Annotated in this window: 12 protein-coding genes; 9 read left to right on the forward strand and 3 right to left on the reverse strand. The window is 70.8% G+C overall.

Annotation, left to right across the window (positions count from 1 at the left end; all coding sequences use genetic code 11):
* Positions 1 to 455: 455 nt before the first annotated feature.
* The 8 genes from ACIRC0_RS30050 (at position 456) to ACIRC0_RS30085 (ending at position 10,975) form a co-directional block, all read left to right on the forward strand.
* On the forward strand, positions 456 to 4,199 hold the full coding sequence (locus tag ACIRC0_RS30050) for a nitrate- and nitrite sensing domain-containing protein (protein WP_403622097.1): 3,744 nt from the start codon (positions 456 to 458) through the stop codon (positions 4,197 to 4,199).
* Positions 4,200 to 4,208: 9 nt separating this feature from the next.
* Positions 4,209 to 4,622, forward strand: a complete 414-nt coding sequence (locus tag ACIRC0_RS30055; protein WP_103838061.1) for a roadblock/LC7 domain-containing protein — start codon at positions 4,209 to 4,211, stop codon at positions 4,620 to 4,622.
* A 111-nt stretch (positions 4,623 to 4,733) separates the two neighbouring features.
* Positions 4,734 to 5,132: a DUF742 domain-containing protein gene (locus tag ACIRC0_RS30060; RefSeq protein ID WP_103838060.1), complete on the forward strand. Its 399-nt coding sequence runs from the start codon at positions 4,734 to 4,736 to the stop codon at positions 5,130 to 5,132.
* Positions 5,113 to 5,688 carry a GTP-binding protein gene (locus ACIRC0_RS30065; protein ID WP_403622101.1) on the forward strand — a complete coding sequence of 192 codons (576 nt, stop codon included), beginning with the start codon at positions 5,113 to 5,115 and terminating at the stop codon, positions 5,686 to 5,688. The genes ACIRC0_RS30060 and ACIRC0_RS30065 overlap by 20 nt, the downstream gene beginning before the upstream one ends.
* A 367-nt stretch (positions 5,689 to 6,055) precedes the next feature.
* Entirely contained in the window at positions 6,056 to 9,307 is a 3,252-nt protein-coding gene (locus tag ACIRC0_RS30070) for a nitrate- and nitrite sensing domain-containing protein (protein WP_403622104.1), read from the forward strand.
* Positions 9,308 to 9,317: 10 nt separating this feature from the next.
* Positions 9,318 to 9,731 (forward strand): roadblock/LC7 domain-containing protein, encoded by a 414-nt coding sequence (locus ACIRC0_RS30075; RefSeq protein WP_004983065.1) that lies wholly within the window; start codon positions 9,318 to 9,320, stop codon positions 9,729 to 9,731.
* A gap of 97 nt (positions 9,732 to 9,828) precedes the next feature.
* Complete coding sequence (locus tag ACIRC0_RS30080) at positions 9,829 to 10,413, forward strand: DUF742 domain-containing protein (protein ID WP_403622107.1); 585 nt, start codon at positions 9,829 to 9,831, stop codon at positions 10,411 to 10,413.
* Positions 10,394 to 10,975: an ATP/GTP-binding protein gene (locus ACIRC0_RS30085; protein WP_366024936.1), complete on the forward strand. Its 582-nt coding sequence runs from the start codon at positions 10,394 to 10,396 to the stop codon at positions 10,973 to 10,975. The genes ACIRC0_RS30080 and ACIRC0_RS30085 overlap by 20 nt, the downstream gene beginning before the upstream one ends.
* A gap of 250 nt (positions 10,976 to 11,225) precedes the next feature.
* Here the strand turns inward: ACIRC0_RS30085 and ACIRC0_RS30090 are convergent, their stop codons facing one another.
* Both ACIRC0_RS30090 and ACIRC0_RS30095 read right to left on the reverse strand, forming a co-directional pair.
* Entirely contained in the window at positions 11,226 to 11,423 is a 198-nt protein-coding gene (locus ACIRC0_RS30090; protein ID WP_103838056.1) for an acyl-CoA carboxylase subunit epsilon, read from the reverse strand.
* A gap of 57 nt (positions 11,424 to 11,480) precedes the next feature.
* Complete coding sequence (locus ACIRC0_RS30095; protein WP_403622110.1) at positions 11,481 to 13,073, reverse strand: acyl-CoA carboxylase subunit beta; 1,593 nt, start codon at positions 13,071 to 13,073, stop codon at positions 11,481 to 11,483.
* Positions 13,074 to 13,497: 424 nt separating this feature from the next.
* On the opposite strand from ACIRC0_RS30095, the gene ACIRC0_RS30100 reads away from it, so the two are divergent.
* Positions 13,498 to 14,100, forward strand: coding sequence for a YceI family protein (locus tag ACIRC0_RS30100; protein WP_403622113.1), 603 nt, complete (start codon positions 13,498 to 13,500; stop codon positions 14,098 to 14,100).
* Positions 14,101 to 14,251: 151 nt separating this feature from the next.
* On the opposite strand, the gene ACIRC0_RS30105 is transcribed toward ACIRC0_RS30100, so the two are convergent.
* Positions 14,252 to 15,619, reverse strand: a complete 1,368-nt coding sequence (locus ACIRC0_RS30105) for a hypothetical protein (RefSeq protein WP_403622116.1) — start codon at positions 15,617 to 15,619, stop codon at positions 14,252 to 14,254.
* Between the last annotated feature and the right edge of the window lie 77 nt (positions 15,620 to 15,696).

Consider the following 15,696-nt stretch of genomic DNA (forward strand, 5'->3'; position numbering starts at 1 on the left):
TGTGAGTTTGCTCACTGACTGATAGACAAAACGGGCAATCGGCACCACCAACCCCCTTCAGCGAAACGGACATTGTTCCACTGAAGCCCGCATTCCGCTCCCGATCATGGCGACTGGGACACCGGGCACACATCAACGTCTCGTCCGCATGCGCCCGTTATGTACGGGATCACTTTCTACGTCCGGTGACGCCCCCCTCACAAGGTGTCACGGTAGTCACACGCTCGCCCGTTGGCCTTGTTGGAGATCCGGCACTGTGCTGGAATTCCACGGACCGCCGCGGGATCGCACCGGCGCACAAGGGGCGCAACGCAGCGCCGAAGAGCGGCGGGAAGGGGGAGCCAGCGCCGGTCACTCACGACCACCCGGGGAGCGTATTCAGGGCGCCCCCCACGACGCCGACACCGTCCCACCGCTCGCGCGGAGGGGCGCCTGGTCCAGAGGTTGCGACGCTAGTGCAGGGACGTTTCAAGAGGGATGGCAGCGCTTCGGCGGAGCCGGAGCCGCACGGCGGGACCGACCGCGGTTCCTCGCCCCAGCACGCCCAGAACCCGGGACCGGCACCGGCCGCCGGCGGCCCCGAGCGGCCCGGGCGCGCCGGCGCGCCCACGCTCGGCACGTCGCCCACGCCGCCCCCCGCGCCCGCGGCACCCAAGGGCAGCACTCCCCCGCTCGAGGCCGGTTCACGCCTGGCGCTGCGCAACTGGCGCATCTCCACGCGTCTGGTGTCGCTGCTGGCGCTCCCCGTGGTCGCGGCGACCTCGCTCGGTGCCCTGCGCATCAGCGACAACGTGGACCAGATCCAGCAGCTCGACAACATGAAGCTGCTGACGGACATGACCCGGCAGGCGACGCAGCTCGCGGAGGCGCTCCAGGACGAGCGCGACCAGTCCGCCGGCCCGCTCGCCCACGGCGCGACCGCGAACGACTACACGGTCAAGGGCGTCCGCGACAAGACCAACCGCGCCCGCTCCGCCTTCCTGGAGGGCACCCAGGAGATCGGCGACGCCTCCGGCAGCGGCCGGCTCTCGGGTGTGCGCGACAGCATCGTCGGTATCGCGAGCGAGCTGAACAACCTCAGTGCGATACGCGCCAACGCCTACAAGGACCCGCAGAACTCCACCCAGACGGTCGAGGCCTACCACCGTCTGATCAGCGGTCTGCTCAGCCTGTCCCAGGACATGGCGCAGGCCACCAGCAACCCGGAGATGATCCAGCGCACCCGCGCCCTGGCGGCCTTCTCCACCGCCAAGGAGTACGCGTCGATGCAGCGCGCGGTGATCGCGGCGGCCCTGCCCGCGAGCAACACCACGTTCGGCCATCTCTCCGAGAACGACCGCCAGTACGCCCTCTCGGCCCTGGAGAGCCAGGACTCCGAGCTGGACAGCTTCCGCAGCATCTACGGCGATGGCGCCGAGGACCTGACGAAGCCGATCGACCAGGGCAGCCCGACGATCGAGGCCGCCGACCAGTACGCCGGCCGCGTGCTGAAGAGCGCCAACGGCCTGCAGTCGCAGGACAAGCGCTCGTACAAGGACTGGGTCGACGACGACTCGACCAAGATCCAGCAGATGAAGAGCATCGAGGGCACGCTCCTGGAGCAGATGGAACAGAAGGCCCGCGAGCTGAAGAACGTCTCGGAGCGCGAGGCGATCATCTCCGGTGCGCTGATCCTCCTCGTCCTCGGTGTCTCCCTCGTCGGCGCCTTCGTCGTGGCCCGCTCCATGATCCGCTCGCTGCGCCGGCTGCAGGAGACCGCGACCAGGGTCGCCCAGGAACGCCTGCCCGAGCTGGTCAAGCAGCTGTCCGAGTCCGACCCGCAGGACGTCGACACGTCCGTGGAGTCGGTCGGTGTGCACTCCCGGGACGAGATCGGCCAGGTGGCCGCGGCCTTCGACGACGTGCACCGCGAGGCGGTCCGCCTCGCCGCCGAGCAGGCCCTGCTGCGGGGCAACGTCAACGCGATGTTCACGAACCTCTCGCGCCGCTCCCAGGGTCTGATCCAGCGCCAGCTGTCGCTGATCTCCGAACTCGAGTCCCGCGAGGCCGACCCGGACCAGCTGTCGTCGCTGTTCAAGCTCGACCACCTCGCGACGCGTATGCGCCGTAACGGTGAGAACCTCCTCGTCCTCGCCGGTGAGGAGCCGGGCCGTCGCTGGACCCGCCCGGTCCCCCTGGTCGACGTGCTCCGCGCCGCCGCGTCCGAGGTGGAGCAGTACGAGCGCATCGAACTGGCCGCGGTCCCGACCACCGAGGTCGCCGGCCGCGTCGTCAACGACCTCGTGCACCTGCTCGCCGAGCTCCTCGAGAACGCCACCTCGTTCTCCTCGCCGCAGACCAAGGTCAAGGTCACCGGTCACGCGCTGCCCGACGGCCGCGTCCTGATCGAGATCCACGACACCGGTATCGGTCTGTCGCCCGAGGACCTCGCGGCGATCAACGAGCGGCTCGCCTCGCCGCCCACCGTGGACGTGTCGGTGTCCCGCCGCATGGGTCTGTTCGTGGTCGGCCGTCTGTCGCAGCGCCACGGCATCCGCATCCAGCTGCGCCCGTCCGACTCCGGCGGTACGACCGCGCTGGTCATGCTCCCGGTCGACGTCGCCCAGGGCGGCAAGAAGCCCGCCCCGGGCAAGCCGGGCCAGGGCGCCCCGCACAGCGGTGGCCCGGCCGCCGCGCAGGCCGCCGCCGGCGCGGCCGCGGCCCGCCGCCAGGCGCAGCAGGGCAACCGGCCCGCCGGTGGCCCCGGACTCGACGCCGCGCCCGAGCGTGGACAGGTGGGCGCCGGTCAGGGGCCGCGCGCCGCGCTGCCCGGCACCTTCCCCGGTGGCCGCCCCGGCGGCCCCGGCGGACCGCAGGCCCCCGTCTCCCCGCAGGGCCGGCCGGCCCCGGCGGGCGCGGGCACCGGAGCCTTCGGGCAGGGCGGCCCGCAGGCGGCCCAGCCCTTCCAGGAGCCCGGTTCCCGGCAGGGCGGCTTCGGTGACGGCGGCCCGGGTCTGCGCCCGGCCGGGTTCGGCGACAGCGCCCCCGTACCGCCGCAGCAGCCTCAGCAGCAGTCGCAGCAGCCCAAGGAGCGCGGTGGCCGTCGCCGTCCGCAGCTGCCCGGACGTGGTGGTCCGCGGCCGGAGCTGCCCGGTGCCGGCGCGCAGCAGCGCACGCCGAGCTGGAGCGACGAGAACGCGCAGCCGCCGGTGCCGCGCGCCTCGCTGGACGCCCCGCGCGGCCACGAGGAGCCGGACGCGCTGACCTCGACCTCGCCCATGCCGCGGATCGACGACCGTCAGGGCCCCGGTTCGACGGCGGAGATCCCGCGCATCGACGACCGCCAGCAGTTCCCGCGGATCGACGACCGCCAGGGTCCCGGTTCCACCTCCGAGATGCCCCGGCCGGACTTCAACGCCCCGCGCCCCGCCGCCCATGCCGCGGACAACGGGCAGTTCGTCCGCTCCGACATCTTCGGCGCCCCGGGCGCGGGCGGCCCCACGGGCCAGTACCCGGCGGCCGGACAGGGCCAGGACACGGGCCGCTTCCCGGCGCCCGGCCGCGCCCAGGGCCCGGCCCCGACGGGTCAGTTCGCCCCGCAGGGCTACGACGGCTCCGGCACGGGCCAGTTCGCGGCCCCGGGCTTCGGCAACCGCCAGGACCCGTCGTCCACCGGGCAGTTCGAGCGTCCGCAGACCGGCGGTGACGCCTACGGCGCGCCCCGGCCGCCGGCCCCGCAGCAGCCTCAGCGTCGCCAGGAGCCCGAGGCCCTGCCGCCGGCGGCGGGCCCCGGCGACGGGCGCACGCCGCTGTACGACACGCTCGAGACCAACTGGTTCCGCGAGCGGCAGCAGGGCGGCGCCTCCGCGCCGCCGCAGGCCGCCCCCCAGGCCCAGCCCTCCCCAGGTCCCCAGCGTCCGGCCGGTTCGGCCTGGCGGACCTCCCCGAACGACGAGCTCGTCCGCCAGGCCGAGCGCGTACGGCAGCCCGCCTCCGGCGGGGTCACCACCTCCGGCCTGCCGCGCCGGGTCCCGCGCGCGAACCTCGTGCCGGGCACGGCCCAGCAGCAACAGCACCAAAGCGGTCCGCAGGTCTCGCGCGCCCCCGACGACGTGCGCGGTCGGCTGACCAATCTCCGACGGGGCATCGCCCAGGGTCGCCAGGCCGGTACCGGCCAGACCGGCAGCTTCCCCAGCCCCACTCACCAGCAGGAGCGTTAGTTGAGCCCGATGAGCCAGGCGGCACAGAACCTCAACTGGTTGATCACCAACTTCGTGGACAACACCCCCGGGGTGTCCCACACCGTCGTCGTGTCCGCCGACGGTCTCCTGCTGGCGCTGTCCGAGGGCTTCCCGCGTGACCGCGCCGACCAGCTCGCGGCCGTGGCCTCCGGGCTCACGTCGCTGACGGCAGGAGCCTCCCGGATCTTCGAGGGCGGCACCGTGGCACAGACCGTCGTCGAGATGGAACGCGGCTTCTTGTTCCTGATGTCCATCTCGGACGGCTCGTCCCTCGCCGTGCTCGCGCACCCGGAGTGCGACATCGGCCTGGTCGGCTACGAGATGGCACTCCTGGTCGACCGCGCGGGCGCGGTACTCACCCCCGACCTGCGCGCCGAGCTCCAGGGCAGTCTGCTCCACTGACCGGCCCCGGTACCACCCACCTCACGAAATCACCGTCAGGCCGCCACAGTCCCCCCACCGGCCCCGTCAGACGGCTAGCCCGACCGACTTGCTGTCCCGCCCGGAGGATTCATGACCCCGCCCACCGCCTCTCACGATCCGTACGCCGAGCCGTACGGGGACGAGGGCGACCAGCCGCTGGTCCGTCCGTACGCGATGACGGGCGGCCGGACCCGGCCGCGCTATCAGCTCGCGATCGAGGCGCTGATCAGCACCACGGCCGACCCGGCCCAGCTGATGGGACTGCTGCCGGAGCACCAGCGGATCTGCCACCTGTGCCGCGAGGTGAAGTCGGTGGCCGAGGTGTCGGCGCTGCTGGCCATGCCGCTCGGTGTGGCCCGGATTCTCGTCGCGGACCTCGCCGAGGCCGGACTCGTCGCGATCCACCAACCTGGTGGCGACGAGAACAACGGCGGCGCGCCGGACGTGACACTGCTCGAAAGGGTGCTCAGTGGACTTCGCAAGCTCTGACGGAGGGCGGGCGACCACCTCCGCGAAGATCGTGGTGGCGGGCGGCTTCGGCGTCGGCAAGACCACGTTCGTCGGCGCCGTCTCGGAGATCAACCCGCTGCGCACCGAGGCCGTGATGACCTCCGCGTCCGCGGGCATCGACGACCTCACACACACCGGGGACAAGACCACCACCACGGTGGCGATGGACTTCGGCCGTATCACCCTCGACCAGGACCTGATCCTCTACCTCTTCGGTACGCCGGGCCAGGACCGCTTCTGGTTCATGTGGGACGACCTGGTCCGCGGCGCGATCGGCGCGGTGGTGCTCGTGGACACCCGGCGCCTGGCCGACTGCTTCCCCGCGGTCGACTACTTCGAGAACAGCGGCCTGCCCTTCGTGATCGCACTCAACGGCTTCGACGGGCACCAGCCGTACACGCCCGAAGAAGTGCGGGAAGCGCTGCAGATCGGCCCGGACACCCCGATCATCACAACCGACGCCCGGCACCGTGCGGATGCGAAGAGCGCGCTGATCACGCTGGTGGAACACGCGCTCATGGCCCGGCTGCGGTAGATCAAATCGGCGGCACCATACGGCAGTTGTCGTAGATCACCGGGCGCCGGCTGTGGCGTTTGACACGGTCGGCCCCGGTGTTCATAACGTTTCGACAGAGAAATTCGGTGGTACCGACACACCGCGCGGTCGGTCGGTACCGCTGCGCTCACAAAAGCCCCGCCTTTTGGCGGGGCTCGCTCTTTATGACCGTTTTATCTAGGGCATCCAGCCTCCGGAATCCGTGATTCCGAGTGTTTGGAATCGCGCATGCCGACGTGCTGGAATGCCTGAACTGCCCATTGGTCAAAGACGTACAAGTCTCGGACAGGGCTCTGGAGACACCGCGGCACGACGTAGGTGCCGTCGCCGAGAGGTTGTTGGTCGAGTGAGGCGAAGCAAGAACGGTCCCGAGCCGTCGGCACGGGGCAACTTCACCCCGCCGCCGCGCGGAGCGGCACCCGCACAAGTGCCCGGCCCGGAGCCGACGGCTCTCCCGCCCAGCGGCAGCCGCTTCTCCCCGCGCAACTGGCGCGTGCCGACCAGGCTGAACGCGATCCTGCTCATACCCGTGCTCGTCGGCCTGGTGATGGGCGGCTTCCAGGTGAAGAGCTCGATCGACACCTGGCGGCAGGCGCGGGACGCGGAGAACACGGCCCGTCTCGTCCAGGCGTCCCTGACCTACGCCAACGCGCTCGTCACCGAGCGCGACGTCAGCGCCGCACCCCTCCTCCAGGGCAAGGGCCAGAACGACTCGACGGTCGTCCAGGCACGCGGTGCCACCGACCAGGCCGCCAAGATCTTCGACCAGGCAGCCCAGAACATGCCCCACAAGTCGGGCCTGGAGCGCCGCCTCTCCATCTTCCGCAAGGCCGAGACCAAGCTGCCGGCGCTGCGCCAGGGCGCCTACACCTCCGCCCTGAGCGGGGTGCAGACCGAAGAGGGCTACGTCCAGGTCCAGCACCCGCTGATGGAGTTCGCCAACGAGCTCGGTCTGGGCACCGGCAACATCACCAGCTACGGCCGGACCGTCTACGCCATCTCACTGACAAAGGCGGCTCTGTCACTGGAGCGCTCGATCGGTATGCACATGCTGATCAAGCCCGGCACCTCGGACACCAGCCTCGCCAAGCAGCGCGTCGCCCTGTCCTCGTACGCCTACCTCGAGGGCATCGCCGTCGAGGAGTACATCGGCGGCGGTACCCAGGCGGACGCCGACAAGCTCACGGTCCTCCAGAAGAAGATCCAGTCCGACGGCGCGGCGATGGCCCGGCAGGCCAAGGCCAAGGACCCGAGCTACGTGCCCCCGCCGTCCGACCCGACCAAGATGGTCTCGGCCCTCGCCTCGCTGCCGTCCACCGACACCACCGCCCGCGCCGCGCTCGCCCAGCAGGGCGTCACGCCGCAGAACTGGTGGGCGGTCAACACCCTCAAGTTCAACGCGTACCGCCAGATCGAGTCGGACATGGCCGACAAGGCCGTGGCGGACGCCTCGGCCATCGCCGACAACGCCAAGCGGTCCGCGTTCGTCACCGGCGCCATCGTCGTCGTCGCCCTGCTCGCCGCGTTCATCATCGCCGGCCTCATGGCCCGCCAGATGAGCCGCTCGATGCGCCAGCTGCGCAACGCGGCCTTCGGGGTCGCCGAGCAGCGCCTGCCGATGCTGGTCGACCAGCTCTCGCGCACCGACCCCGGCCGTGTCGACACCCGGGTCGCGCCCATCCCGATCTCCTCCACGGACGAGATCGGCGAGGTCGCCCGCGCCTTCGACCAGGTCCACCGCGAGGCCGTCCGGCTCGCCGCCGAGCAGGCCCTGCTGCGGGGCAACATCAACGCGATCTTCACCAACCTCTCGCGCCGCAACCAGTCGCTGATCGAGGGCCAGCTGACCCTGATCACCGAGCTGGAGAACAACGAGGCCGACCCGGACCAGTTGGAGAACCTCTTCAAGCTGGACCACCTGGCCACGCGTATGCGCCGCAACGGCGAGAACCTCCTGGTCCTCGCCGGCGAGGAGCCCGGCCGCCGCTGGGACCAGCCCGTCCCGCTGATCGACGTGCTGCGCGCCGCCTCCTCCGAGGTGGAGCAGTACGAGCGCATCGAGCTGTCCGGCGTCCCCGAGGCCGAGATCCACGGCCGAGCCGTGACCGACCTCGTGCACCTGCTCGCGGAGCTGCTGGAGAACGCCACGACGTTCTCCTCGCCGCAGACCAAGGTCCGCGTGACCGCGACCCGTCTCCCCGACGGCCGCATCATGGTCGAGATCCACGACAAGGGCATCGGCCTGACCGCCGAGGACTTCGCGGACATCAACCACAAGCTGGCCAACCCGCCGACCGTGGACGTCGCGATCTCGCAGCGCATGGGCCTGTTCGTGGTCGGCCGGCTGTCCGACCGGCACGGCATCCGGGTCCAGCTGCGCCCCTCGGGCGAACAGGCCGGCACCACCTCGCTGGTCATGCTGCCCGACGCCATCACCCACGGCGGTGGCGGCGAACAGCCGCTGGAGCGCGACGAGTTCACCGTCTCCCAGATCATCCCGCAGCAGGCCTTCCCGGGTGAGAGCTTCGACGGGCAGCCGCTGCGGACGGCGGCGGAGCTGGGCTTCGACGACAGCCGCTACACCGAGGTCCCGAACGACATACGGGAGTTGGACCCCGTCGGCCGCTCGCTGATGCGCGAGGAGCGCCGTGCGGCCCTGGAGGCCCAGGTCCAGGGCACGAACCGGGAGCAGGAGCCGCAGGAGAGCGATCGGACCGCTCCCCCGTACCAGGACGGCTTCGAGACGCAGCAGCCCGCGTACGGCGACGGACAGCACGCGTACGACAACGGGCAGTCCCCGTACGACAACGGGCAGAACGCGTACGAGGAGCAGCGGGCCGCGTACGACCAGCAGACGGCGTACGCGGAGCCCCAGCAGAGTGCGTACCAGGATCCGTACTTCTCCCAGAACGGCGGCCTGCCGCAGAACGACGGCTTCCCGTCCGGTGGCGGCTACCCGGAGCCCGCGTATGCGGAGCAGGTGCCGGAGGGCCGTACGGCGGACCGGTCCGCCCCGGCGGAGACGTTCTCCGCCTTCGAGGAGTCGCCGTACCAGGACGACTGGCCCCAGCGGGACGACTTCCAGAGCGGCTACCGCCCCGAGTACGCTCCCGAACCGGAATCCGCGCAGGCCGGTGACGTAAGTGAGCGGGACCGCGTAGGCTTCGACCGTCCGGGACCGGCCCCCTCCGCCGGCCACGAGCTGACCGATGCCGGACTGCCCCGCCGCGGCTCCACCGCGAACGGCACCGCCGGCCGGACTCAGCCCGTGACCCAGGATCCGCCGGCGGCTCCGGAGACGGGCGGCGACTGGCGCTCCGCGAACGACGAGCGGTGGCAGCAGGCAGCGCAGCTCCGGAAACCCAAGGCGGGCGGGGTCACCGCTTCCGGTCTGCCTCGACGGGTACCCAAGGCGAACCTGATCGAGGGCGCCGCGGAGGCGACCCCGCAGGGAGGCCCCCAGGTCTCCCGTGCCCCCGAGGACGTCAGGGGCAGGCTGAGCAACCTGCGCCGAGGCGTCCAGCGGGGACGCCGAGCAGGCAGTGAAACGAACGGCCAGGGCTTCGGTCCTGACAGCACCTACAACCAGGAGCGTTAGTGTGAGCCCGATGAGCCAGGCGGCACAGAACCTGAACTGGTTGATCACCAACTTCGTGGACAACACCCCCGGGGTGTCCCACACGGTGGTGGTCTCCGCCGACGGACTCCTTCTGGCGATGTCCGAAGGCTTTCCGCGCGATCGCGCCGACCAGCTGGCGGCCGTCGCCTCCGGTCTGACCTCGCTGACCGCGGGTGCCTCCCGCATCTTCGAGGGCGGCAGTGTGAACCAGACGGTTGTGGAGATGGAGCGGGGATTCCTCTTCATCATGTCCATCTCCGACGGTTCGTCGCTCGCGGTTCTGGCACACCCGGAGGCGGACATCGGCCTCATTGGGTACGAGATGGCGCTTCTGGTCGATCGTGCCGGTACGGTCCTGACTCCGGACCTTCGTGCGGAGCTCCAGGGCAGCCTTCTCAACTAGAAGACGGACGGTGCGTTTGAGCGTCCCGGGGCCGTAAGGTTTCGGGACGCGGCTTCCACAGGGATGGGTGCCCGGCGCAGTCGGAGGAGGAGAGAAAGTGGCAACACCCCCAGGCGGTTCGCCTACCGGCAACTGGTCCTACGGCCCCGGTCAGGGCCCGGGTCAGGGTGACCAGAACCGGTACGACTTCCCCTCCGCGCCGGGACAGTGGCGGCAGCCGTACACGCCGCAGGGCCCCCAGGGTCCGGGTCCGTCACCGTACGACCAGCCGCCGGCACCGCGTATCCAACCCGTGCAGCCGCAGCGCCGCTCCCCCGAGCCGGCGCCCGCCGGATCCTCGAACAACCCTCTGGTGCGTCCGTACGCCATGACGGGTGGCCGCACCAGGCCGCGCTACCAGCTCGCCATCGAGGCGCTGGTGCACACCACCGCGCAACCGCACCAGATGCAGGGCCAGTTGCCCGAGCATCAGCGGATCTGCAACCTGTGCCGGGAAATCAAGTCGGTGGCCGAGATCTCGGCCCTCCTCACGATCCCTCTCGGCGTGGCCAGGATCCTCGTCGCCGACTTGGCGGAGGCGGGCCTGGTCGCCATCCATCAGCCCGGCGGCGACGAGAACGCCGGCGGCCAGCCAGACGTGACACTGCTCGAAAGGGTGCTCAGTGGACTTCGCAAGCTCTAGCGGCGGTCCTTCCCGCTCCACCACCTCCGCGAAGATCGTGGTGGCGGGCGGCTTCGGCGTGGGCAAGACCACGTTCGTCGGCGCCGTCTCGGAGATCAACCCGCTGCGCACGGAGGCCGTCATGACGTCTGCTTCGGCGGGCATCGACGACCTCACACACACCGGGGACAAGACCACCACCACGGTGGCGATGGACTTCGGCCGTATCACCCTCGACCAGGACCTGATCCTCTACCTCTTCGGTACGCCGGGCCAGGACCGCTTCTGGTTCATGTGGGACGACCTGGTCCGCGGCGCGATCGGCGCGGTGGTGCTCGTGGACACCCGGCGCCTGGCCGACTGCTTCCCCGCGGTCGACTACTTCGAGAACAGCGGCCTGCCCTTCGTGATCGCACTCAACGGCTTCGACGGCCAGCAGCCGTACTCGCCGGACGAGGTCCGGGAGGCCCTCCAGATCGGTCCGGACACCCCGATCATCACGACGGATGCGAGACATCGGGCCGACGCCAAGTCCGCCCTGATCACCCTGGTGGAGCACGCGCTGATGGCTCGCCTTCGCTAGGCGGAGGTTGCGGCTACCGGGCTGCCCCAGCGGGTCGTACGCCGGCCGCGGGTGGTTCGTGGTCGATCGCGCCCACGTGGTGGAGCCGCACGTCGATACAGCCCCGCGCCCCTTTGGGGCGTGCACCCTCGGGCCCCTCCTCAGGAGGGGCCCGACTCTTTTTCCGCAGCGACGGCGACTTCGTGCCTGCGCAGCAAGAAGGGCCCCTCCCAAGCGGAGGGGCCCTTCAGGAACTGCTCGGGCGGCGCGGCTACGCGTGCCAGCTGTGCGGGGCGCGGAAGCCCGGTTCGCGCTCAAGGCGGCGCCAGCCTGCCTTGGCGCGGCCTCGGTGGGACGCAGTGGTGGCGGGGGTCTGGGCCGCGGCGCGAGCCAGGAGGACGGCCGTGATGGCGGCCACTTCCTCGGGCTCGGCGTGGCCCTTCTCGACGCGGATGTCAGGGTTGCTCATGGCTGTCAGTCTCCGTGAGAGAGGGGTCCGCGGGGTTGCCGCGGTGGGTCCGCCCGGTTACTGCGGGGGGTTGCCGTGCTTGCGGGACGGCAGGTCGGCGTGCTTCGCGTGCAGCATCGCCAGGGACCTGATCAGGACCTCGCGGGTCTCGGCCGGGTCGATGACGTCGTCCACCAGGCCCCGCTCGGCCGCGTAGTACGGGTGCATCAGCTCGGACTTGTACTCCTTGACCATCCGCGCCCGCATGGCCTCGGGGTCCTCCGCCTCGGCGATCTGGCGGCGGAAGATGACGTTGGCCGCGCCCTCCGCGCCCATCACGGCGATCTCGTTGGTCGGCCAGGCATAGGTGAGGTCCGCCCCGATGGACTGGCTGTCCATCACGATGTACGCACCTCCGTACGCCTTGCGCAGGATCAGCGAGATCCGCGGCACGGTCGCGTTGCAGTACGCGTACAGCAGCTTCGCCCCGTGCCGGATGATGCCGCCGTGCTCCTGGTCGACACCCGGAAGGAACCCGGGAACGTCCAGGAACGTCACCAACGGGATGTTAAAAGCGTCACACATCTGCACAAAGCGCGCAGCTTTTTCACTGGCCTCGATGTCGAGCACACCGGCGAGCGTCTGCGGCTGGTTGGCGATGATGCCGACCACCTGGCCGTCCAGCCGGCCCAGCGCGCAGATGATGTTCCGCGCCCAGCGCTCGTGGACCTCGAGGTACTCGCCGTCGTCGACGATCTCCTCGATCACCTTGGCCATGTCGTACGGCCGGTTGCCGTCCGCCGGCACCAGGTCGAGCAGGACCTCCGAGCGGCGGTCGACGGGGTCGGTGCACTCCACCCGCGGCGGGTTCTCCCGGTTGTTCTGCGGGAGCAGGGAGAGGAGGTAGCGCACCTCGGCGATGCAGGTCTCCTCGTCGTCGTACGCGAAGTGGCAGACGCCGCTGGTCTCGGCGTGGACGTCGGCGCCGCCCAGACCGTTCTGCGTGATCTCCTCGCCGGTCACCGCCTTGACCACGTCCGGGCCGGTGATGAACATCTGCGAGGTCTCACGGACCATGAACACGAAGTCCGTCAGGGCGGGGCTGTAGGCCGCGCCGCCCGCGCACGGGCCGAGCATCACCGAGATCTGCGGGATGACACCGGAGGCCTTGGTGTTGCGCTGGAAGATGCCGCCGTACCCGGCGAGCGCGCTGACGCCCTCCTGGATGCGGGCGCCCGCACCGTCGTTGAGGGAGACCAGCGGCGCTCCGGCCGCGATGGCCATGTCCATGATCTTGTGGATCTTGGTGGCGTGGGCCTCGCCCAGCGCGCCGCCGAAGATGCGGAAGTCGTGGGCGTAGACGAAGACCGTGCGGCCCTCCACCGTGCCCCAGCCGGTGATCACACCGTCGGTGTACGGCTTCTTCGACTCCAGGCCGAACCCGGTCGCCCGGTGCCGGCGCAGCTGTTCGACCTCCTGGAAGGAGCCGGGGTCCAGAAGCAGTTCGATGCGCTCCCGGGCGGTCAGCTTGCCCTTGGCGTGCTGCGCCTCGGTCGCCTTCTCGCTCGGGCCCGCGAGCGCCTGCTTGCGGATCTCGTGCAGTTCGGCGACCCGCCCGCGCGCGTCCGCGGGCTCGCTCCCGGAATCCACAGCCTCGTCCAAAACGGTCATGTAGCGACCTTACGAAGTCCACCAAGGAAAGCTCGCCGTCGACTCCGTACAGTCTCAGGCCCGTTTTCCTGGTAACCCTGAACAGAACAGAGCCCGGATGCAGCCGTTCTGACTGCTCAGAGGGCATGGGCGTTGTCGAGCTCCCACAAAGTGGGAGACGCAGAGTGATCACACCTTGGTGGGCGGCACATGCCATCGCCCGAGTGACAAGGGGCCCCGAACGGCCGCAGGCGACCTGCACACCGTACCGGCCGACCCGAGGCCCACGTGCCGCCGCGCCTCCGTGAGCGACACACACTCGATGAATGTTGAAAGTCGAACGGAATAGGTCTACCGTCTCCCGCGTTGAGCTCGTTGAAGATTAAACAGCTTCGAGCCGCGGCCTCCCTCCAGGACCGCGAACCGTCCCCCAAAGGAGCACGTCATGAGCATCTTCAGCCGCAAGAGCAGCACCGAGACCGCACCGGCCGCCGGGGTGAACCCCGACCTCGCCGCCCTGACCGGCGAGTACACGCTGGACCCGGCGCACAGCACCATCGGGTTCGTGGCCCGGCACGCGATGGTCACCAACGTCAAGGGCAGCTTCAAGGACTTCACCGGCACCCTGCACCTGGACGGCTCGGACCCGTCGAAGTCCACGGCTTCCCTCGACGTGAGGATGGACAGCATCGAGACCGGCTCCGCGGACCGCGACAACCACCTCAAGAGCTCCGACTTCTTCAGGATCGACGAGCACCCGACGATGACGTTCCGCTCCACCCGCGCGGAGGCGCTCGGCGGCGACGAGTACCGGATCACCGGCGACCTCACGATCCTCGGCACGACCAAGCCGATCAGCATCGACCTGGAGTTCAACGGCGCGGCCAAGGACCCGTTCGGCAACGAGCGCGTCGGCTTCGAGGGCAAGGCGGAGATCCTGCGCTCCGAGTGGGGCCTGACCTGGAACGCGGCCCTCGAGACGGGCGGTGTGCTGGTCTCCGACAAGATCAAGCTGGTCTTCGACATCTCGGCGATCAAGCAGGCGTGACCTCGCCGGAACCACCGCGAGCGCCCGCCCTCCCGGATCAGGAGGGCGGGCGCTCGCGTCTTCTCCCGACCCTGTGCCCGCGCTGACGCTCCCGCTCCGGGACCATCGCCTCCGGTGGCGTCGCCGGAGGGGACGGAGGACGGCCAGGCGGTCAGAACCCTCCGCTGAAGTCCCCGCCGCCTCCGCCGAAGTCCCCTCCCCCGCCGAAGTCCCCTCCCCCGCCGTCGCCGAAGCCGCCGCCGAAGTCCCCGGTGTCGAAGTCGGCGCCCGAGACGTCGCCGCCCTCGTACCCGCCGAAGTCGCCGTAGCCGGTGCCGTAGTCGGCGGCGTACGAGGGGGTGGCCATCATGCTGCCGAGCAGCGTGCCGACGAGCAGGCCGGGCAGGAGGCCGCCGCCGAAGTAGCCGCCCGCCCAGGGGCCGTAGGCGGGGCCGGCGTCCCAGTACGGACGGCGGCCGTACTCCGTGTCCACCTCGCGGATCATGGGGTCGCGGCCGTCGGCCAGACGAGCCCGGTCGGCCGCGCAGACCGGGACCTCGCGCGGGGCGCCGCCCGGAGGCGTCCAGGTCGCGTCGGCGACGGACGGGCCGTGGCGCGGGTCGAAGAAGCAGGGCGCCCGGCGCTCGGGCAGCGGCCGGCCCTCGCGGCGGGCGGCGAGCGTCGCCAGCGCGAAGCGGCCGTCCTCCAAGGCCTGGGTCACGGCCTTCACGTCCTCCGGGCGCCGCGCCGCCGCCATGGCCGACTTCGCCTCCTCGTACGTGTCCAGGGCGCGTGCGTAGTCCGCCCGCATCGCGTCGTCGGCGCCCGGCTCCCCCGGCCGGAAGTCGAGGCGGTCGAGTTCCTCGCCGAAGGCGGTGATGTCCTCGTCCACGACGACGCGCAGCTTCTCCAGCGCTGCCTGCTGCTCCTCCTCGCGCCGGCGCCGGCCGCGCCGTACGAGCATGTAGGCGCCGGTGCCGCCGAGCACCAGGACGACGGCGAGCGTGATCAGCGCGGTGGACGACACCCCGTGGCTGCCGCGGGAGGTACCCCAGGTCGAGGGGGCGTGTCCGCCGACGTTGGCGAGGGCACGGTCGGTGAAGTCGTTCAGCTGGGCCTTGGCGGTCTCGCCCTGGACGCTGGTGACCAGGTTCCGCACGGCGCTGTGCCCGAGGACCGAGGAGTCGGCGCGGGCGTCGAAGCGGTCGCCGAGGCGGACGCCGTACAGGCCGGTGATGCCGGTGGCCGTGCGCAGGTCGGCGAAGAGGTCCCGGGTCGGGTAGTCGGCGGGCAGGACCACGAGGAAGACCGGCTTGCCCGCGTCCTCGATCTTCTTGGCGAGCGCGTCGGCGTCCGTGACGGACAGCTGCCGGGAGGCGGCGGGATCGACGTACACGGGACCGCTGCGGAGCGCCTGTGCGATGGCGGAGACGTCCGTGGCGGCCTGCGCGCGGGGCGCTCCGGTGGACAGCACCGTGAGCACGGCCATGAGCAGGGCGACCAGCGGTACGACCAGTCCTCGACGGAGCACGGCGTTCATACTTCGAACCTACCGGAAGGCGCCCGAACGCGGAGGTCGGTGCGGGTGGGCGGCAACGCACCGCCCACCCGCACCGG

The sequence above is a fragment of the Streptomyces sp. NPDC093984 genome, assembly GCF_044764595.1.
In the GTDB taxonomy this organism is placed as follows: domain Bacteria; phylum Actinomycetota; class Actinomycetes; order Streptomycetales; family Streptomycetaceae; genus Streptomyces; species Streptomyces cynarae.